General features: G+C 50.6%; 14 protein-coding genes. 6 read left to right on the forward strand and 8 right to left on the reverse strand.

The window, feature by feature from the left end; translation table 11 throughout:
* Positions 1–2: 2 nt before the first annotated feature.
* From acs to ACXAH4_RS17100, 5 genes are all read right to left on the reverse strand, one after another.
* Positions 3–1949: an acetate--CoA ligase gene (gene acs, locus ACXAH4_RS17080; RefSeq protein WP_119502609.1), complete on the reverse strand. Its 1947-nt coding sequence runs from the start codon at positions 1947–1949 to the stop codon at positions 3–5.
* A 389-nt stretch (positions 1950–2338) separates the two neighbouring features.
* Complete coding sequence (locus ACXAH4_RS17085) at positions 2339–3523, reverse strand: hypothetical protein (RefSeq protein ID WP_303574927.1); 1185 nt, start codon at positions 3521–3523, stop codon at positions 2339–2341.
* 385 nt (positions 3524–3908) lie between these two features.
* Complete coding sequence (locus ACXAH4_RS17090) at positions 3909–5045, reverse strand: Na/Pi symporter (protein ID WP_474846307.1); 1137 nt, start codon at positions 5043–5045, stop codon at positions 3909–3911.
* 103 nt (positions 5046–5148) lie between these two features.
* Positions 5149–6201 (reverse strand): aldo/keto reductase, encoded by a 1053-nt coding sequence (locus ACXAH4_RS17095; protein WP_474882747.1) that lies wholly within the window; start codon positions 6199–6201, stop codon positions 5149–5151.
* A gap of 55 nt (positions 6202–6256) precedes the next feature.
* Positions 6257–7330 carry a chemotaxis protein gene (locus ACXAH4_RS17100; RefSeq protein ID WP_474882748.1) on the reverse strand — a complete coding sequence of 358 codons (1074 nt, stop codon included), beginning with the start codon at positions 7328–7330 and terminating at the stop codon, positions 6257–6259.
* 218 nt (positions 7331–7548) lie between these two features.
* Between ACXAH4_RS17100 and ACXAH4_RS17105 the strand changes: the two genes are divergently transcribed.
* The 6 genes from ACXAH4_RS17105 (at position 7549) to ACXAH4_RS17130 (ending at position 16264) form a co-directional block, all read left to right on the forward strand.
* Positions 7549–10029 (forward strand): S8 family peptidase, encoded by a 2481-nt coding sequence (locus ACXAH4_RS17105; protein ID WP_474882750.1) that lies wholly within the window; start codon positions 7549–7551, stop codon positions 10027–10029.
* A 79-nt stretch (positions 10030–10108) separates the two neighbouring features.
* Complete coding sequence (locus ACXAH4_RS17110; protein ID WP_474882751.1) at positions 10109–10945, forward strand: DUF6689 family protein; 837 nt, start codon at positions 10109–10111, stop codon at positions 10943–10945.
* 19 nt (positions 10946–10964) lie between these two features.
* On the forward strand, positions 10965–11798 hold the full coding sequence (locus ACXAH4_RS17115; RefSeq protein ID WP_474882753.1) for an FHA domain-containing protein: 834 nt from the start codon (positions 10965–10967) through the stop codon (positions 11796–11798).
* Between the two features lie 32 nt (positions 11799–11830).
* On the forward strand, positions 11831–14959 hold the full coding sequence (locus tag ACXAH4_RS17120) for a protein kinase domain-containing protein (protein WP_474882755.1): 3129 nt from the start codon (positions 11831–11833) through the stop codon (positions 14957–14959).
* On the forward strand, positions 14949–15641 hold the full coding sequence (locus ACXAH4_RS17125; protein ID WP_349589487.1) for a sensor histidine kinase: 693 nt from the start codon (positions 14949–14951) through the stop codon (positions 15639–15641). The genes ACXAH4_RS17120 and ACXAH4_RS17125 overlap by 11 nt, the downstream gene beginning before the upstream one ends.
* On the forward strand, positions 15638–16264 hold the full coding sequence (locus ACXAH4_RS17130) for a response regulator transcription factor (protein ID WP_349589489.1): 627 nt from the start codon (positions 15638–15640) through the stop codon (positions 16262–16264). The genes ACXAH4_RS17125 and ACXAH4_RS17130 overlap by 4 nt, the downstream gene beginning before the upstream one ends.
* Here ACXAH4_RS17130 and ACXAH4_RS17135 read toward each other — a convergent pair whose 3' ends face one another.
* The 3 genes from ACXAH4_RS17135 to fusA all read right to left on the reverse strand — a co-directional run bounded on the left by ACXAH4_RS17135 (position 16265) and on the right by fusA (position 22234).
* Positions 16265–18715, reverse strand: a complete 2451-nt coding sequence (locus tag ACXAH4_RS17135) for a S8 family serine peptidase (protein ID WP_474882757.1) — start codon at positions 18713–18715, stop codon at positions 16265–16267.
* 168 nt (positions 18716–18883) lie between these two features.
* Positions 18884–20068: an elongation factor Tu gene (gene tuf, locus ACXAH4_RS17140; RefSeq protein ID WP_474845340.1), complete on the reverse strand. Its 1185-nt coding sequence runs from the start codon at positions 20066–20068 to the stop codon at positions 18884–18886.
* Positions 20069–20131: 63 nt separating this feature from the next.
* On the reverse strand, positions 20132–22234 hold the full coding sequence (fusA, locus tag ACXAH4_RS17145) for an elongation factor G (RefSeq protein ID WP_474852893.1): 2103 nt from the start codon (positions 22232–22234) through the stop codon (positions 20132–20134).
* Positions 22235–22242 lie beyond the last annotated feature (8 nt).

Consider the following 22242-nt stretch of genomic DNA (forward strand, 5'->3'; position numbering starts at 1 on the left):
CCTTATTTGTTTAAGCGCTCCTCGATGAGTGTATCAACAACGGAAGGATCCGCCAACGTTGAGGTATCACCAAGTTGCTCATGCTCGTTAGCGGCAATCTTACGCAGAATGCGGCGCATAATCTTACCTGAGCGAGTTTTAGGCAGTCCGCGGGACCACTGAATCATATCCGGTGTGGCAATCGGGCTCAGTTCCTGACGTACCCACGCACGAAGTTCTTTCGTCAACGCCTCGTCCGGCTCAATACCTTCGTTAGGGGTAACGTACACATAGATACCCTGCCCTTTGATATCGTGGGGATATCCCACCACCGCAGCTTCAGCCACTTTAGGGTGAGCCACCAGCGCACTTTCAATTTCAGCAGTACCTAAGCGGTGACCGGAAACGTTCAGTACATCGTCCACGCGACCTGTGATCCAGTAGTATCCGTCTTCATCACGACGGGCACCGTCACCGGTAAAATACACGCCTTTGTAGGCACTGAAGTAAGTCTGGATAAAGCGCTCGTGGTCACCGTAAACAGTACGGGCCTGGCTTGGCCAGCTGTCTTTAATCACCAGGTTCCCTTCAGCGGCACCTTCCAGATCATTACCGTCTGCATCAAACAGCGCAGGCTGGATGCCAAAGAACGGACGGGAAGCCGAACCAGGCTTAAGTGGCGTCGCACCCGGCAGCGGAGTAATCATCATGCCGCCGGTTTCTGTTTGCCACCAGGTATCCATAATGGGACAACGGCTCTGACCAATCACGCGGTAATACCATTCCCATGCTTCAGGGTTAATTGGCTCACCCACAGACCCTAACAGACGCAGAGAAGACAAATCGCAACCTTCCACCGGCGCTTCACCATGGGCCATCAGGGCGCGGATTGCAGTAGGTGCTGTGTACAGGCTGTTCACCTTGTACTTTTCTACTACCTGAGCAATACGGCGTACGTCAGGGTAAGTAGGCACACCTTCAAAGAATACCTGAGAAGCACCATTGATCATCGGTCCGTAAACCATATAGCTGTGACCTGTGATCCAGCCCACATCCGCTGTACACCAGTAAATGTCATCTTCACGATAATCAAAGGCGTACTTAAAGGTCATAGATGAATACAGCAGGAAACCACCGGTAGTATGCACCACACCTTTTGGCGTGCCGGTTGAGCCTGATGTATACAGAATAAACAGCGGGTCTTCCGCGTTCATGACTTCCGGTTCGCACTGGGCTGAACAGTCTTCAGTAAGCTCGTCCCACACCACATCAACGTCGCTGTTGTAGTTAACATCGCCGCCGGTCAGCTTGTGTACAATGACATTAGTGATAGACGGGCACGCACCGTTAGCCAGCGCTTTATCTACATTCACTTTAAGAGGGACAGAACGGCCTGCACGGCGGCCTTCATCACAAGTAATAACAACTTTAGCTTTACTGTCGTTAATACGGTCCGCGATTGCATTAGGCGAGAATCCGCCGAAGATAACAGAATGCACCGCACCGATACGGGCACATGCCAGCATGGCATAAGCAGCCTGCGGTACCATAGGCATGTATACCGCAACGCGGTCGCCTTTACCGACACCCAGCTTTTTCAGGCCGTTTGCCAGTTTACATACTTCGTAATGCAGTTCCTGATAAGTGATTTCCTGGCTGTCTTCAGGGGAATCACCTTCCCAGAACAACGCCGTTTTCTTTGCATTCTTCGCCAGGTGGCGGTCGATGCAGTTGTAGCTGGCGTTGATTTCGCCGTCTTCGAACCACTTGATTGAAACGTTATCTGCGCCAAATACCGTATTCTTGGTTTTAGTTGGTTTCTTGTACCATTCTAACGTTGAAGCGTACTCTGCCCAGAAGCCTTCCGGGTCTTCTACAGAGCGCTTATACATCTGATCATACTGCTCTTGCGTCAAATGCGTGTTTTCCAGAATGTTGTCCGGTACAGGATACGTCTTGCTGGCAGTCATGGATAATGCCTCCGATGTCATGTTAATCCAGTAATAATTGTCTGTTAAACAGGGTAGCCATTCTAAGGTAAAGCAAAATGAGACTTTGGTCTTAGCGATTTTGCTCTTTTAAGACAAAAAGATACAACCTTAGTCTCATAGACCAACAGCCAGTTTTTTAATTCAGAGGAATACATCCTCTTTTGAAAAAATAACGAAAAAATCACAATTATCTTACCTTTAACCTGACTGCGTAAAAGAAGATAATCCGGATAAATTGCTCAACAGACCCGATGAACAAAAGCTGAAAGTATTCAGGTAAACAGTGCCACCCTCACCGGCTATTTGCGCAACTGATAGTGAATATCACGCAGACAGCAGACGGGTGGCAGGATGCCGCTAAATTTGCCTCAGAACTTAAAGATCACACCGGCACGTGCAACCACGGTTGTGAAGCTTTCAAAGTCAGAACCATACTCAGTATCGAAGTGAGTTAACTGAGCAAAAGTGGTTAAGCCTTCGGTAGCCTGATAGCCATAGTTAATATAGGCAGTCGTGTTTTCGTTCAGGCTGGTTGCAGACAGGCGATCACGGTCACCGGAGTCTACCGACGCACTACCGTAACCTACTTTCACGTTATGCCCTGCTGCCGGCGTCCAGCTTGCGTACATCATATAGCCACTCTCTGAGAAGCTTTCGCTAACCACACCGCCACTTAATGTCACTGCCGGCGCTACACCCAACGCATTCTGGTTGTTCAGTGCTTCACCGGTGTAGTATTCACCATTCAGGCTAACCGCTCCGAAGTTAAGTGTTGTGTACACTTTAAAGAGGTTGGCATCCTGGTTACTGCCTTCAACATAGCCCGGCTCATCTTCAAACTGCAGTTCGGCTACGTGTGCCGCAAAACCGATGACGTGGCCGGATATTTTGTAGTTAGCATCTACAGCGAAGCCCGGCATACCACCCAGCTCATTATTATTCACACCGCTGCTACTCAGGTTACGGCCCTTACCGGTGATTGCGCCGGTCAGGGTTAAGTTATCAACTTTATAAGTTGCACCCGCTTCCATGGCGAGGAAGCCGGAATTACCTGCACGGTAACCATTACCAACCCAGTTGTAGCTGCCGCTGGATTTGATCCCTGATGCAGTAGACCATTTCTGGCCGGCAAACAGCGTCAGATTATCGCTGTAATCGTAATAAAGCGTTGCCAGACGAAGTCTTGGCTCCTGCGCCTGCAATGCGGTTTGGTTAGTAAAGCCGTCTTCACCATCAATGAAATCCAGCTCAAGTACTCCGCGAATTTTATCGTGCTTCATATTGAGGGAGAAACGGGACTGAGAAGCCTGGAAAGAAGTAGACTGGGATTCCAGATAATTCGTTTCTTGCGCAGTTGCAGGGGCACCGCCGAAAATATCCGTTCTCAGTGCATGTGTTGGTGCAACATGACTGTAAGTACTTCCGTAACTGCCGACACCCTGACTGGATGTCACGACTTCCGTTTTGATCATGCCTTTGAAGCTGAAATCATAAGCGTAGACAGGGCTACCCGCCAGGATAAGTGCGCACGAGGCTGCAATGCGTGTATACATGTGTTTTCTCCCGATTCATTTTTAAAATCAGATTTGGTTTTTAAATGGTGTTCTTTTTTCTTATTGAGGATAAAGCGAAGGGACGAACAGGTACGTCACCCTCAACCTTCTAACGAAAAATTAACATTAACAAAACAATTTCATTGTGAGACAAATTACAGCGGATTACCCTATAAATCATGAATGTTGCGACCAAAGTCTTACGATTCAGGGAGGATACGAACCTTTTCCGGCTCATTTATTGTTTTTGCTGTGACTTAATAAAATCAGTCACTTAATTATTGTTGATGAACCCGGATTCTGCGAGCTTTTTGCGGTGTAATCTGCATTTTCCGGCGGGGATGACAGGGCCGCTTCAGATTGATGTGAAGCGGCGGAATGTAAATCACTGTGAAATAAAAATCACAGACAGCGGCATAACAAAGAACAATCCGGCAATATAAGCAGCACCGTAAATTTTACGCTCTGCTGCCAGACCGGCCAGTGATGATGACAGACTGAGTGGAATGTTACGCAGAAAGGGCAGACCAAATATCAGCAGCACTGAAAAGATATTAAATAACAGATGCACCAGCGCAATCTGCATGGCAACACCACCCATCGGGCCAGTCACCGCCAGCGCAGCGATAAGCGCGGTAATACAGGTACCGATATTTGCACCCAGTGTAAACGGATAAATATCACGGGCTTTCAGAATGCCACTACCCACCAGCGGAACCATCAGTGACGTGGTGGTAGACGATGACTGGACCAGCACTGTCATTACAGCCCCGGAGGTAATGCCTGATACCGGCCCTTTGCCGATACTGGTGTGCAGAATATCTTTCGCCCTGCCTACCATAAGCACTTTCATGACTTTTCCCATCAGTGTGATTGAAGCCACAATCAGCAAAACACCCAGCAGGATTTTAACGACCCCGGGATACACAGACGGCAGGAACATCAGGCCCTCTGTGACCCAGTGTACAACCGGTTCAGTGACCGCCTTTACCGGATTCACGCCGGACATTGCCACACTGTTGTCCATCTGCAGCAGCGAGACAAGATACTGACTGCTTTTTTCTAATATCCCTGTCGCCATTTCCAGCGGCAGGAAAATCATCACCGACATAACATTAAAGAAATCATGAATTGTCGCGGCATGGAAAGCCCGTCTGAACTCATCTTTGCGGGCTACATGCCCCAGGCTCACTATGGTGTTGGTAATACTGGTACCGATATTCGCTCCCATTATCATCGGCACAGCAATAGGTACGGGCAACCCGCCTGCAACCATGGCAACTATGATGGAGGTCACCGTGCTGGATGACTGAATGAGGGCGGTACTGACCATGCCAATGATCAGGCCCATCACCGGATTTGAGGCAAATTCGAATAAACCCCGCGCATGGTCAGCGGTGGCGAATTTAAAGCCACTGCCAATCATCGATACTGCCAGCAGCATCAGATAAACCAGGGCAAGGAGTACAAACCAGTTTTTTATTGAATGACGTGGCGTTCCTGCCGCAACCGTCGGTTCCATGTTGGTATGGGATAGCGTCATAATAAAGCATACACTCACTTATGTTCAGATAAGCAAGTGTATGGCGGATTTATGACAGCGAAATGAACGCGGCAGTCATGCCTCAGAAAGGAACAGGATACGCTCTGTAAACGTCTTCGATTTGGCGCAGTACGGCAGAATCCAGCGTTAAATTAAACGCATCAATGTTCTCTGCCAGTTGCGCTTCAGTAGTGGCACCGATGATAGTTGCAGTGACTCCCGGTACCTGCTGACACCAGGCCAGCGCCAGTTGCGAAGGTGTAATCCCTGCACGGCAAGCAATTTCCACATAACGCCGTGTTGCATCGTGGGCCGGCTGCTTATCACGGAACAGACCCTGACGCTGAACATACGTCCAGCGGGATCCTTTCGGTCTCGCATCGTCCAGATATTTACCGGCCAGCATTCCCGTTGCTAATGGTGACCATGGCAAATAAGCAATATCTTCCAGGTGGCACATTTCAATCAGGTAGGGTAGATCCTTTCCGTGCAGCAGGCTGAACTCGTTCTGAATGGATACCGGTTTCGGTATACCCATTTCATCACATAGACGCAGGAAAGTATGAATGCCCCAGGGCGTGTCGTCAGACAGTCCCCAGTGACGGATTTTACCGGCGTCGATGGCGGTTTTCAGACCGCTGAGGATATTGCGCATTCCTTCCGTTTCTTTTTCTTTATCGAAGGTGGTGGGATCCACTTTGCCTGGCCAGTGTTTACCGAAATGCGGAGAGGTACGGTTCGGCCAGTGCAACTGGTACACATCAATGTAGCTGGTCTGCAAACGCTTCAGCGAACCTTCAATGGCAATACCAATATTCTCAGCGTTGATAATATCGCCGTTGCGGATCCAGCTGATACCGCTGCCTGCGATCTTGGTCATGATGATGAGCTCTTCACGCTGGCTCTGATTGCGACTCAGCCAGTCGCCCAGTTGACGCTCCGTATCACCGGATGTCGGCTCGTTCGGCGGTATCGGGTACATCTCAGCGGTATCAATGAAGTTTACGCCCCTGGACAGTGCCAGAGCCATTTGCCCGTCAGTATCCTGCTGGGTATTCTGGATGCCCCAGGTCATCGTACCCAGGCACACTTCAGAGACTGACAGCCCGCTGCTGCCCAACGTTGTATATTTCATATCGCAGTTAACCTGTTTCTCATTCATTTTTGGTGTGGCTGTCTGCCGCTTAGCCTCATTTCGCTACAGAATTCTGTTCCTGAAGCCGGGCTTCGGCTTTCGCCAGCTTTTTCTCGATATCCCTGCGGGATTCCACCATCTCGTTTGCCAGCTCAGCAAGCGACTTAAATTCAGCAAACCCGAGCTGCCGGGTATCAATTTTCTGATATTGCCTTTTACAACGGTAAAAGAACATGACGAAATTAGCAAAAGCACGGTGAAATGTGGCGAAGCTTTTGACCAGCAGTAAAATCAATGCGATGGATGTCACTGCCGCAATCGACAAACTGTACACCCTGACTTTATTTTGCTGATCGGTGATCAACGGCTGCAATGCGGTTTCCACACTTCGCAGCTTGTCTTCCACATCATGGGCCTGACGCCTGAAGGCTCCCTGCAGGCCATCATTATGGGTGACGCCCATTGTCGTAACCGCGTCAGCCAGTTGATTAAACACCCGGGTGTACTCTGCCGTCAGGGTTTGTGCCTGCCCGTCATTACTGATCACCGCCGCATGCTGCAACTTTTCAAGGGCCTGACGTACAGCCTGACGGTGAAAGCTTTCACGGGTCAGTAGATAATTGCGGGTAGCCAGTTGCAGGGCAACTTTCAGCTGATAAGCCTCACTACCATAGGCAAAGAATGGCACCCGAGACATGTCATCCTCTATGCCGGTGAGTTTGCCCTGAAAACCGGACTGGCGGGTTAATCCCAACTGACTTTGCAGAGTAACCACTTCACGGAACAGGCGCTGGTAATCATGCATGCTTTGCGCAAGTTCGCCGGTTTGCTCTACCGGCAACGCATAGTCGGCCAGCAACGGCGACAACCCGGCAAGATCATTATTAAACCGCTCGGAGCGCGCCGTGAACCGGTGATAGTAGTCCATCTGATGTCGCAGCAGGAAGTCCTTTTCGTGACGTCTTAATTGCAACAACTCCTGCTCCAGATGCAGCAATAAATTGTGTTGCTCATGCAAATGAAAGAGGCGCTTAGTGAATAAATGCTGATTTACCACCAGCAAACTCATTCCTGATACGCAGATCAGGGTCATCAGCATCAGGCGGGACTTAATGGAATCAAATCTCATGGCGAACACCATTTTTGTGGAAACATCTCAGGGTAACGCAGCTATGTGAAGGGATTGTTGCATGCGTCTGTCACTACCCGGCATTTTGCGATTCAACATAAGCATATGGGGGTAACCCCCTATAGCGGCGCAAAAAGCAAACAGCGACACTGTGTTTACAAAAGCAAAAAGCCGGAATCAATACTGGCTGGTAAACAACAAAGTGACGGAGCGACAAAATGAAAAAATTCACCCTCTCGGCCTTAGCGGCGGCGATGATAACACTTCCGGCAAAAGATGCACTTGCTGATGCGTACATTGGCGAACAAATGCAAACTACACTGACAACACTGGCTGAAAATACGCCTGTGATGGCTGTAGTCACCTACGAACAGCTGGACCCGCTGGCAGAAACCCAAATCCGCCAACTGCTCGATTTAGGCATTACAGAGGGTGTGCAGTTTAAAACGCTCCCCATCATCGGTGTACTGGCAACCAAATCTCAAATCGAACAGATTGCCGCGATGGACGGAGTGCGCTCTGTATTTGCCAACCGTCCGGTGAAATTTTTCAATGATGTTTCCCGACAAATCACAGGCGTTGACCAGCTACAAAGTGACGACTTTATTACCCGCAACGGTATGAGCTTCACGGGTAAAGGCGTCACCATTATGGTGAACGACTCAGGTATTGATGCTACCCATCAGGATTTGTTTTTCGGCGATAAAGTCGTGGAAAACGTGCAGGCAGCCACCCATGCTCAGGCGCTGTCTCTCACCGGTGTCACCAACGGATTTACATTAACAGGTCAGCCAAATACAGATCTGAATTCAGGTCACGGTACCCATTGCGCCGGCACCATTGCAGGCACCGGCGTTATGTCTGACGGCAAGCACAAAGGGGCCGCACCGGATGCGGATCTTGTGGGTTACGGTTCAGGCGGCGGAGTGCTGATTCTTGATTCACTGGGCGGTTTTGATTTCGCTATCAGCAATTTATACAGCTATGACAGTCCGATTAAAGTTATCAGCAACTCATGGGGTTCCAGCGGCAAGTACGAACCACTGGGGCCGGTTTCCATGGCAACTTATAAAGCCCATAAACTGGGGATCCTGAGTGTATTTGCTGCCGGTAACGATGGTCCCGGTGAAGACTCTCACAACCCTTACGCCCAAATCCCCTGGGGAATGTCAGTGGGTGCAGGCGACAAATCAGGCAAACTGGCAGACTTCTCATCACGGGGGCTGGCTTCAGAGTCCGGCTCATTCACGATGCCTGACGGCACCGAATGGACGTACAACAATGATGTGACCATTGTTGCTCCGGGCGTGGATATTATCTCTGCACGGGCATCTACCAACCTTGTTGCCAATGGGGGCGATGCCGACCTTGGCGCGATGGAAGCCGGGTACGTGCCCTTCTACACCATGATCTCAGGTACGTCCATGGCCACACCCCATGTTGCCGGCATTGTTGCACTCATGCTGGAAGCTAACCCTGAACTGGATAATCTGACGATCAAAAAACTGCTTCAGGACACAGCAACGAATATGCCGGGTTACGAGCGCTGGGAAGTAGGTGCCGGCTATGTGAACGCAAAGGCCGCCGTGGCTGCTGCTCTGGATTACGATATGGACTACAGCGTTACCGTTAACAACCTAGCAGAAAAAACCTTTAATACCAATGCCCTCACCACTGAGTCTGATGATGTGACCACTCTGGATGTGTTCTATTCACCAGTGGGTGAACCTGATATTCAGTATTTTGAAGTGGGTGACGATGTTGCGCTGGTAAAAGCAGCCGCATCCACGCTGGCGAATCTTACAAAACTGGTTCTGGTTGCCCCTGACGGTACGGAGTATTTCGGCAATCTCACCACACCGGTACTGAGTGAAAACATGCGTGTTTCTGCCCCCGGCATGGCCGGCACATGGGGCGTCTATGTATACGGTTTGACGTCATTATCCGGTGTGCAGGCTGACCCTCTGGGCCTGACCAACGGACCCGGCCTGCCGGAAAGCTTTTCTGTTGATGTGACTTACCAGCTGTCAGGCGGGTTTCAGGGCATGGATGATGTGGAAGGTCACCCTTACGCCGGCGCCATCGAATTTGCCGTCAGCGAACGCTTAATGGATGGTCTGAGCCCGAATAAGTTTTCTCCTGACAGCCAGCTTAAACGTCACGGTTTCGCGACTTACGCTGTTATGGGCGGTGCCGTAAGACAATATCGTGATTTGTTAAACGAACCGGCTCAGGGGCATTCGGGTATCCCGAAATCGAAAAAACCTTATATGGAATCTGTTCTGGTGAGTGGTGGTGCACTTAAAGATACCGACGGCTCCCAAAACCCCGTTTTGTTGGCTGACATGGATGTTGCCAACACTTACGGGACCTACAAGCGACTAGATGCTGCGTATTCCTTTGTTCAGATGCTTGGTCTTCAGGATGTGGCGACCGCTTTTGATCCTGCTGACGATATCATCGTTGAATATAAAGGAGAGCAAATTGTGCTCGCCGATCAGGATTCAATTCCTGATGAGCTGAAAGGCTATGTGCAACTGGCAATCACGTTGTCGCTGGTCAATGTTGAATTCGGTCTGACTCAGGGTCAGTTCGACTTAACACCGTCACTGACAGCCAGCTTTGATCCGGATGGCATGATAACACGGGCGCACTACGCAGTATTGGCTTCACGTTTCTTCACCCAGTACTACCAATAAAGTACCAGAAGCGTGGTAGTTATACTTGCTGCCACGCCACATCTGGTTTATTTTTAATCAATAGTTATGAGGTGACAACATGAAAGCAAAAGTAGTTCGCACGCTGGCCATCGCAGCCGCACTGTGTTTAACGATGGCACCAATGGCGAACGCCGTTGCTGTACTTCCCGATACCATTACCGTAACAGACAACCAGTTAAAAGCATCTGTTCAGGTGAGTAATACCATTGCCGTTGACCTGACCGTCAGTTTCGAAAAAGTCATTGGCCTGAATGCCAATACATTATCGGTCAGTGCAGAGTTACTCTCGCCGCTGGACAGTGCCATCACAGACAGGCTGGGTTCGACTCTGATTGCACCGGCTGCTGCATTTCCGGTTATCGTGTCGCTGACACCGGATCCTGACAGTGGTTTTGCCTTCGAAGGCGTGGCCACCGTAGAACTGTATACCAAAGCAATTCATTACACTCCGGATTTGCCTTTGCGTCTGTTTACTTCACACGCAGACGGCACTTTCGAAGATATCACCACGCTGGTATCTGCCGGCAGTATCCGTGCCCGTGGTAACACTGGTAAGTTTTCTGACTTCATGATCCTGCTCGACACCCGCACACCGGCAACCATTGTGGCAGACAAAGCCGCAGCACTGGATGCCTTCGTCAACGCGCAGAGTCATTCAATTTCAGCCCCGCTGCTGAGCACCGTGGAAAGCTTACTGTCTTCTTTGTCACTGGCCGTGTCTTCGCAGGATTACGATACCGCCCTGGAAGAGACTGACGCCTTAATTACCGTGATTGAAAACAGTGACAAAGGTGCCATGCCGGATGTGTGGCAGGCATCAGACAGCCTGACAAATGTAAAAGGCGAACTGTTGTCCTCGCTGACCAGCCTGCGCTACGCGTTGCGGGTAATGTAAGGACCGGAATCATTTCACTATGCCTTTACAGTTAGCCATTGCCGGGCAAAGCGGTATTGTGACTGAACACAAGCTGCTGCCCGGCCGCCGCTATGTTCTCGGACGCAGCGAGCAGGCCGATATCATTATTCCCCACCCCCAGGTGTCACGGGAGCATGCACTGTTATGTGCTGAGAACGATGACAACTGGTCGCTGGACGATACCAGCAGTACCGGCTGCTACCTTAACGGACAACCGGTGTCGTCAATGCGTCTCGGCGATGCCCAGGTGCTGCACTTCGGCCCAGTAGCCTGTGAAGTGAAGCGGTTGAGCGACGACATCACCTTGCGCACTGATTCCGTTTCCGTATGGCGGCAACAACGATTAAACCAGCTGAAACAGGATCTGTCAGATTGCGACGACACCCGTTCACTGATTGAGATGGTGCAGAACTGCTTTACTCAAACCCTGCATTGCGAAAGGGCTGCCGTCATCTTTTGCGACCGTCAGGCCAATATCAGCTTTGCCGACGGACATCCTGAGTGGATGAACGAGAACCGCTTTACCGGCAGCCGCACTGTGATCCGCAACGCCATTACGCAGGGTGAACCGCTTGCCATCGGCAATATCAGTGCAAAGCCTCAATATAATCAGCAAGCCAGTGTGCTGAACAATCATATATGCGCGGCTGTGTGTATTCCTCTTATCAGTGATCACGGTGTGACTGGTGTACTGTATGGAGACAACACAAGCGGCAGGCAGTATTTTACCGGCACAGAAGTGGCTTTTGCCCGCCAGATCGCGGATATTTTGTCATTACGTTTGTTATTCCTTTCTATCGAACATAAACTAGCCTTGTTACGTCGTTCCTGAATTTATCCTTTTTCAGGATAATAAGGCTGGTTTTGCAGAATAATAATAATGGTGCGGCCCATGGTGACGCACTGGCTACTCAGCAATTGCAGAACGCTTCTCTTCTCGAGGCAGGTACAGTCCTGTCTGATCGTTTCCGTATCATTTCACACTTAGGTCAGGGCGCTCAGGCCAGCGTTTACTTCGCCTGTGACATGCTTCTGGATACACAGATTGCGCTGAAATATATCCCGGGCGCAAACCGCCACCCGGAAAAAATGGAAGTATTGCGCAATGAAGTCCTCACAGGACGGAAATTGCAACACCCGAACATTATCCGCATCCATGACATCTACACCCATCACGCTGATGCCTTTTTTACCATGGCCTATGTTGCCGGTGAACCACTTTACGTGCGTCTCAATCAGCCGGTTACTGCCCGCCAGTTTGAACAGTGGAAAGTGTCATTATTGCAGGCCGTGGCGGCCTGCCATCACAGCGGGATCCGCCACGGTGATTTAAAGCCTGATAACATTCTGATTGATGAGGAAGACAATCTGGTGCTGATTGACTTCGGCATTGGTCAGTCGGTTAACAGTGCGGAGCAGACCAGCGGTCATGAAAGCTTTACTGCACCGGAAATTCTTCAGACCGGCATACCGGCAGCCACATCAGATGTTTATTCAGCTGGCAAAGTGCTGGCGCTGGCGCTGGATGCGGTAATTTTCTCAGCGAAATCTATTCAGGACCGACGATGGGAACGGCGACAGCGGAATATGCTCAAAGCCATGACTGCCGTACCACCGCTGAAAAGGCCGGACATTGATACCCTGTTAACGCAGACGGAAGAAAAAAAACGCGGTCGGGCAGGCAGAACTCTGCTTGTGGCTTCTGCAGTGCTGCTCGTTGCTTTGACCGGGCTCTACCCGGGAACCCGCTCAGCAGCCCCTGTACTCACGGGCACCCAACGGGTTGTGATTGTCTCCGCGCCGGATGTACCGGTTCTGAGTGTCATAAGTGCAATGACTGCCCTCCCCTTCAGTACTTCACCTCAGTTTGATGTGCTGGACCCCGGAGAAACGGCTGAGATCAGCCGGAACTTGTCGTTAAAGCCGCTGCAAAACCGGGACGACCGTACTGACCTTGCCATCACTCTGGATGCCGGAGTCGTTATTGCCCTGGATGCCTCAGAAGCATCATCATCCACCTGGCTTATCAGAGCGACCGGGTATGCAGGTATCTCTGATGACGTATTGTTTGATCTGGCCACCCCCTTCTCGGCTGACACACTGACCGGAGATGCCGCCAGGTTTGCCGGTGAATTATCTGAAGCGCTGGCCGGAGTGACAGATACACCATCAGACGTGCCGGACATGGCGTTTATAAGTGATGTGGTTGCAACTATGTCCCCCTCATCCCCGGGTACCGCGGCAGAAGCACTCGCCAGTCTCCGGCAGTCCGCACCAGACTATCCGGCAGGCTGGGTACTGTCAGCAGAGGAAGCGCTGAACAATAATGATCTGGCCTCGGCCCGCATCTATCTGGACAGATTGTCAGAGCTGTCAAACTCTGAGCCTTACTGGCAGTTGAAAGGCCAATATATCCGCGCATTGCTCAACGATGATGCCAGTCTTGCACTTGAAGCAATAACCTTGCTGACTGACCGCTTTCCCGGTCGTGCAGAGTTACTGGCAGAAAAAGGAATGGTGCTGGAATGGAACGGTGATGCCGCCGGCGCCATGCAAGCCTGGCTGCAGGCAACAGAGAAAGCCCCCGGCAATGGTCAGTACTGGTTTGAACTTGCCCGCCTTAAAATCATTAACGGAAATATTAACGAAGCTATCAATAACGAGCTGACCAAAGCCCTCGTTGCATTCCGTATCAGGGGCGACAAAGAAGGCGAAGGGCTGGTATTAAATGCTTTTGGCGTGGCACACCTCAGACTGGCGGAATACGAAGCTGCCAGCCGCTATTTTACTGATGCACTCATGCTACGTACGGCAGATACTTTCCCTGCTCAACGGGCAACCACACTTGCTAACCTCGCCAATGCATCGGCAGTACTGGGTAACTACGACACAGCAGAGGAAGCTCTGAATGAAGCATCAGATATCCTCGCCGATTTGGGTGACGACGAAGAGCTTGCTCACGTGCTTGATACACTGGGGTTCCTGTTCGAAGAGCAGGGACAGTACGCTAGGGCACTGATAAATTACAAAAGAGGTCTGGATATCCGTGCGTCCGGTAACAATCAGAGTGAAAAAGCGGCCAGTATGAGTAATGTGGCCTACATGCATTTTCTCACCGGCGACTTTTCACTTGCAGATATTTACTGGCAGCAGGCGCTGAACCAATTCATGGAAGCGAAAGATAAAGCCCATACTATCCGTACGCAGCAAAATATGGCCCAGTTGTCGCTGGTAAAAGGTGACTGGATAGCAGCAGGAAGGTTGCTGACCCGTACAGACGGCGCTTTGACTGAGGCAATGCACCATGAGCAGATGATCAATCACCTGCTCTACAGCTACCTGAACTTTGTTAAAGGTGATCTTGAGCAGAGTTTTACCCGTCTGGCAGAGGCCGAAGCGCTGGCAGTAGATACAACAGACGCCCGCTCGCTGGCCGAGATCACGCTGTGGCACGGTGAGGTTTGCCTGCTGATTGCTGACTTTACCTGCCTCACCCGGCAAATCAATAAAGCCACAGGTTCAGTCACCCCCGAAATGACCGAACAGATGGCGGTGCTGAACTGGCTGAAGCTGGCAAGCTCATCACAGCAAGCCGGCAATACTGTGACACTGACCGGTGATCAGCTCACAACGTTGTTTCCCGGCAATATTCCGGTACTGACAGAAATAAAAATTGCACTGGATCTGCAACAACGCCTGAACCTTGATAAAGACAGTCCACTGATGCAGCGGGCTCAAGCCCTGGTGAAGCCTGTTTATTATCAGTATTATCTGCAACTGCTTTACTTGCAGGCTGAAGCCGGAGAAGACGTCGCCGGGAAGCTGGAACAGGCGCTGGCCGCTCACCCTGATTACTGGCGCAGCCATCTCTATTACCGGGTGCTGAAAGGTGAGCGCAATACGCAGCTTGCCAGCGAGTCTCTTGAGATTTGGTTATCCCGTCTGACAGAAGATCAGGCCAGACAATACAGGGTGACGTATCTTGAGCAGTGAACAGCAAACACTCATTGACGATATTCTCCGTCAGCAGCAATACCTCAGAAATCGTCTGGACGAAGAACAGCAGCAGCTAACCCTGATGGCCAAACGTTTGTGGGCACAGCAGGAAGCGGATAAGGCCAATTTGTCCCGTGAACTCCACGATGGTGTGGGCCAGTTGCTTACCGCCCTCACCCGCCGTCTGCATACATTGAGTGCCGCTGATCCGAAAATGGCAGAGCTTGCTGAACTGGCTAACCTGGCACTTGAAGACGTAAGGCAGCTGTCCCGCATGATGAGTCCCGTCATTCTTGATGATCTGGGGCTCAAACCGGCGCTGAAATGGTTATGCCGCTCCCTGTTTGAAGAAGAGGCTATCCAATGTCGCTGTGAGATAACGATAAATTGTGATATCAGTAAAGATATCAGCACCCTGATTTTTCGCATCGCTCAGGAAGCATTGACCAATACCCTGAAACACAGCGAAGCTGAACTTGTGACGGTGCGGCTGCAAAACAGTTACAACACCATCCGCCTTGAAATCAGTGACAACGGGAAAGGCTTTCAGACCGGCCGCGTAAAGCAGGGTGTAGGCTTAACCAGTATTGCCGATCGTGCCAGGGCCTTTGATGCTACTCTGGAAATAGCATCCGCCTCCGGTGGCGGTACAACAACCACAGTGGTGATCCCTCTATGACTATAAAAATCGTGCTGGCAGATGATCATGTCATTATGCGTCAGGGGCTTATTCAGATGCTCGAAGCAGACGGTCAGTTTACTGTCACCGGCGAATGTGGTGACGGCGTGAGTCTGATCAACCTTGTGATCACACAAAACCCGGATGTAGTGATTATGGATATCTCCATGCCGGAAATGAGTGGCCTGGTTGCTATTGATAAAATCCTCACCCAGCGGCCGATGACACGGGTACTTGTGTTGTCCATGCACAATGAACGTGAATACATGGAAGCCATGTTTGATGCCGGTGCAAAGGGCTACCTTCAGAAAGAAACCTCCGCTGACGAACTGCTTTGTGCTATTAAGCAGATTGCATCAGGAAAAAGCGTATTTCCCGGCCTGGAAGGTGCAGCAGCCCCCGCATCAGGTAATATTGTGAATCCACTCAGTGTGCTGACCCGCAGAGAACGGGAAGTGTTTTTCCTTGTGGCGGCGGGAAATACCAGTAAGAAGATAGCTGAATTGCTGACGATGAGTCTCAAAACCGCCGAGAATCACCGTAGCAATATGTATAAAAAATTGAATGTCACCAGCTCTGCAGAATTAATCCGTCTGGCCGGCAAAGCCGGCCTGCTGGAATAATTAAAGCTGCTCTCTGAGCGTGATACTGAAGGCGGTGTCAGCCCGCGTAACCGCGTTTGCAGGTACGAAGGAGGCAGATATGACCGGTTCCAAATCGAACCGCCCCTGTGTCACAGATAACTCAGGCTGCATCAGACCAAGTGCCAGAGCCTGCTGAACATAACCCCGCATTGACGGGCTTATCTCACCGGCATCGTCTATCTCCACCGCTTCCCCGAATACAATCGCCACTACCGGAGAATCCGGGTCAAAGGCTTCGGCTTCCGCCTGCAGTCCCAGCCCCTGTACCAGTGAGTAAGCCAGTTCTTCGCGGCTGACCAGATCACTTGCCCCAAATACCGTGGCAGAGTCATTCAGCATCACCGGTTTCATGGCTTGTTCGCGGTCTGATAGCAGTGTGCCTTCAGCTGACACGCTGTTTATAGAAGCACCATAACTGCCGGCATCAGCAAAATCAGACGCATTCCCTGACAACGTCTGACGCAGACTGGTTGCCAACGTAAGGGTATCTGCCAGTTCAGCCCTGGTAATGAAACTGTCTGGTTTAAAGCCATTAGCAGTGGCGTCCATCAGGTGTCTGCTTACCACGTACTCAATAAAGCTCTGAGCGCCGTGCCCTTCGCTGTCTTCAATGCCCGTATAACCTGCCGTTTCCAGCAAACGTATATTGACGTCCACCGTACCGGGTACACCCACACCATTGGTGACGCCAAGCGGATCAAGAGACACTCCGCTTACACTGCCAATTCCGCGACTGTAAAGCTTCCATGTGCCGGCCATACCCGGAGCCGCAGCGCCAACCGCTGAGCCCAATACCGGTAAACCAATACCAGACCCGTAACGGTTTCCGGCCGGGTCTTCCAGCACGAATGCCGTACCGGTTTCAATACTTGCGGAAGCCAGCACCATTGACACATCCGCAGAAACGTCGAAGGTTTCCGTCGGGCTTTCTCCTACCGGAATGTATGTCGTTTGCATAGTGAAACTGTCGCCCTCAGTCACATTGGCAAACGCATTGAAGCTGCGGTTAAGTTTGACGGTATCACCATAAACCTCTGTGCCATTGACAACAGCATTAACCGCAGCGTGGGCATTAACGTAACCGGCCCCGGCTTCCCACGCACTGCGACCCGCCATGGGCGTCGCTGTTTCCTGTAAAATATGTTTGACGTCATACCATTGCAAATCCGGATCTGCCTCGAGCATCAATGCAACAATCCCCGACACATGCGGTGCAGCCATTGAGGTACCGCTTGACACTGTATAAAACGGCAGATGCTGCGGTTCAATCATATCTGCGTCATCCTGAGCACTCAGCCCTCCCAGGCTTGACGTTGACGCACGGGCAGAAATGACGTCTACACCGGGTGCCGTAACCGTGGGCCTGTCTTCCCAGGTAAACACCTCACCGTCAACAACCACTTCCCCTCCTTTGCCGTCAACGCCGCGGGAGCTGAAGTCAGCCAGCTTACCGTCTTTGTCGCCGGCAGCGACGGTTATCACCCAGGGGGCCTTCTTAAAGTTGCCGGTAATGGTGGATTCACCGGCACCGGAATTACCGGCAGAAAAGACGGTAATAATGCCGCGGTCTGCCAGTGCTTTGGTAGCTACGTTAGTTGGATCATCCGGATTAAAGGGCGTTCCGATATCACCGGTACTGCCAAAGGAGTTAGAGATCAAGCGGATGTTATAGTCGTACTGATGGGTCAGCGCGTAATCGAAGCCGCCGATGGTATCTAAAATAAATAAGGCTGCTCCTGAGCCGTAGCCGATGATATCAGCCCCGGGTGCCACACCGGCATGCAGTCCGCCACTTTTGGCGCCATTACCGCCTACAGTGCCTGCAACGTGGGTACCATGACCTCCTCCGATGTCACTGTTAGCGACATTTTCCTGATAGGTGACCGGCAGGATGCTGCTGAAAGACGCGAGGTTGGTCTGTGCCAGGACGTTTTGAACAACATGATCCGGATAAGCGATATCTGAATGGGTGCCGTCTACACCGGAATCGTTAACCACCACACCAATGCCGCGACCGGAATACGGTACGCCACCGTTCCGCAAGTTACGGTCAGCCCGCATGGTCTGTACTCCGGTAATTTGCGTGGACTCGTAGTTTTCAAAATCCAGAGGAGCATTGTGATAAACCGATACCACATCATCCCGGCTATACAGTGCATCTACCTGAGCTTTGGTCGCAAGAATGCCAACAATAGGCAAATTCTGCATTGAAACGCCGGTAGTGATACCAAGGGATTTAAGGGCATTAAGCTGCAGTGCTGATACCGGACCGGAACCGTCAAAGGTAACGATAACTTCCTGTAACTCAACAGGCGCTTCGGCAAGTTGTGCCGCGAGAGCGGAATCGAAAGTTTTTGCATTAACTACGCCGAAGGGCAAGGCACAGCTAACAGCAACGGAAAGCAGTGTTTTCTTATTTAATATTTTCATGGGTAACCTCACTTGTTTACACAACGAGTATTGCCCATTGACTATTTAACCGACATAGGGGATTACCCCTAATAAATATCAGTCTGGCTTGCAACTGACTCAGGCGGATAACAAATATAAAAAAGGCCGCTTGCGCGACCTTTTTCCGGACTAGTGTGTAGTCATCAATTACTTGATGATTTTAGCTACAACACCAGCACCTACTGTACGACCACCTTCACGGATTGCGAAGCGCAGACCTTCTTCCATCGCGATTGGAGCGATCAGGTCAACGACGAATTTCAGGTTGTCACCAGGCATTACCATTTCTACGCCTTCTGGCAGCTCAACGGCACCAGTTACGTCAGTTGTACGGAAGTAGAACTGTGGACGGTAACCTTTGAAGAATGGAGTGTGACGACCGCCTTCATCTTTAGACAGTACGTATACTTCCGCTTCAAACTGAGTGTGAGGAGTGATTGAACCAGGCTTAGCCAGTACCTGACCACGCTCAACGTCATCACGCTTAGTACCACGCAGCAGAACACCAACGTTCTCACCTGCACGACCTTCGTCAAGCAGTTTACGGAACATTTCAACACCGGTACAAGTAGTTTTGGTTGTATCTCTGATACCAACGATTTCTACTTCTTCACCAACTTTGATGATACCTTGCTCAACACGACCAGTTACAACAGTACCACGGCCTGAGATTGAGAATACGTCTTCGATTGGCAGGATGAACGGCTTGTCGATAGCACGCTCTGGCTCTGGAATGTAAGAATCCAGTGCTTCACCCAGTTCGATGATTTTCTTTTCCCACTCTGCGTCGCCTTCAAGGGCTTTCAGAGCAGAACCTTTGATTACTGGCAGATCGTCGCCCGGGAATTCGTATTCAGTCAGAAGTTCACGAACTTCCATCTCAACCAGTTCCAGCAGCTCTTCATCGTCAACCATGTCACATTTGTTCATGAATACGATGATGTAAGGGATACCAACCTGACGACCCAGCAGGATGTGCTCACGAGTCTGTGGCATAGGACCATCAGTCGCAGCAACTACCAGGATACCGCCGTCCATCTGAGCTGCACCAGTAATCATGTTTTTAACGTAATCGGCGTGTCCAGGACAGTCTACGTGCGCGTAGTGGCGGGTAGGCGTGTCATATTCTACGTGTGAAGTAGAGATGGTGATACCACGAGCTTTTTCTTCAGGCGCGTTATCGATTTGATCGAAAGCCTGAGCAGAACCGCCGTAAGTCTTAGACAGTACAGTAGTGATTGCTGCGGTCAGAGTGGTTTTACCGTGGTCAACGTGGCCGATTGTACCCACGTTTACGTGGGGTTTCGTACGTTCAAACTTTTCTTTTGCCATTTTTCTCGTTTCCTAAGTTAAAAGTCCGACCCAATACAGACCGGACCGAACCTTCATTAAGATTTAGTTTCTTGATTCGATAATCGCTTTTGCAACATTGCTAGGCGCTTCAGAGTAATTGAAGAACTCCATAGAGTATGACGCACGACCCTGCGTTTGTGAACGCAAGTCAGTCGCATACCCAAACATTTCTGAAAGCGGTACTTTCGCGCGAACAATCTTGATCCCGCCTACACCGTCTTCCATACCTTCGATCATGCCGCGACGACGATTCAGATCGCCTACAACATCACCCATCCAATCTTCTGGAGTTGTTACTTCAACTTTCATAGTGGGTTCGAGCAATACTGGATTTGCCTCAGCACAACCTTTCTTGAAACCCATAGAGCCGGCGATCTTAAACGCCATTTCAGAAGAGTCAACATCATGATATGAACCGTCGAACAGTGTAACCTTTACATCAAGTACAGGATACCCTGCCAGCACACCATTTTGCAGCTGCTCCTGAATTCCTTTGTCTACCGCAGGAATGAATTCTTTAGGTACAACACCGCCAACGATTTCGTTCACGAATTCGTAGCCTGCACCTTCTTCCTGTGGCTCGATACGTAGCCAGACGTGACCAAATTGTCCACGTCCGCCTGACTGACGGACAAACTTTCCTTCCGCTTCAACCTTGCTGCGAATAGTCTCACGATAAGCAACCTGTGGTTTACCTACGTTACATTCAACCTTAAATTCGCGCTTCATACGGTCGACAATAATATCGAGGTGCAGTTCACCCATACCGGAAATGATTGTTTGTCCGGTTTCGTCATCAGTATGTACTTTAAACGACGGGTCTTCTGCAGCCAGTTTACCCAGAGCAAGACCCATTTTTTCCTGGTCTGCCTGAGATTTTGGCTCTACGGCGATGGAGATTACCGGATCAGGGAATTCCATACGCTCAAGTGTAATAACATGATTCGGATCACACAAGGTGTCACCGGTGGTCACGTCTTTCAGTCCGATAGCTGCGGCAATGTCGCCGGCACGAACTTCTTTTAATTCTTCACGGTCTTTAGCGTGCATCTGCACGATACGACCAAAACGCTCACGTTTTTGCTTCACGGGGTTATAGACGGTATCGCCTGTGTTAACCACGCCGGAATAGCAACGGAAGAACGTGAGGGTACCCACGAACGGGTCTGTGGCAATTTTGAATGCCAGAGCAGAAAACGGTTCGCTGTCGTCAGCATGGCGCTCTGCTTCAGTTTCTTCGCCGTCGTCTAACACACCTTTAATAGAAGGAATGTCGACTGGTGCAGGCAAATACTCAATAACGGCATCCAGCACAGCCTGAACACCTTTGTTCTTAAATGCGCTACCACAGGTTGCCAGAACAATTTCGTTGTTCAGTACGCGGGTACGCAGACCCTGACGGATTTCCTCTTCGGTCAGCTCTTCGCCTTCCAGGTACTTTTCCATCAGCTCTTCGGAAGCCTCTGCAGCCGCTTCGATCATCTCTGTGCGGTATTTTTCTGCTTTAGCAACCAGTTCAGCCGGAATGTCTTCATAGGTAAAAGTCATACCCATGTCTTCTGCATTCCAATTGATGGCTTTCATCTTGATTAAATCGATGACGCCACGGAATTCTTCCTCTGCACCAATATTCAGTTGAATCGGTACACAGGTTGCGCCCAAACGTTTGCGGATCTGACCCACAACACGTTCAAAATCGGCACCGGCACGGTCCATCTTATTGACGAAAACCATGCGCGGTACACGATATTTATCAGCCTGACGCCAGACTGTTTCTGATTGAGGCTCTACCCCGGAAGACCCACAAAATACAACCACCGCACCATCAAGAACACGCAGAGAACGTTCAACTTCAATGGTGAAGTCAACGTGTCCCGGCGTATCAATGATGTTGATACGGTGTTGATCGTACTGCTGCTGCATTCCAGACCAGAAGCACGTGGTAGCAGCAGAAGTGATCGTGATACCACGCTCCTGCTCTTGCTCCATCCAGTCCATGGTGGCTGCGCCATCATGCACTTCGCCGATTTTGTGTGATAACCCTGTATAGAACAGGACACGCTCAGTAGTGGTGGTTTTACCCGCATCTACATGAGCGACAATACCAATATTACGATAACGTTCAATTGGGGTCTTACGAGGCATACGTCTCT

The organism is Alteromonas sp. ABV2_168, from assembly GCF_056161165.1.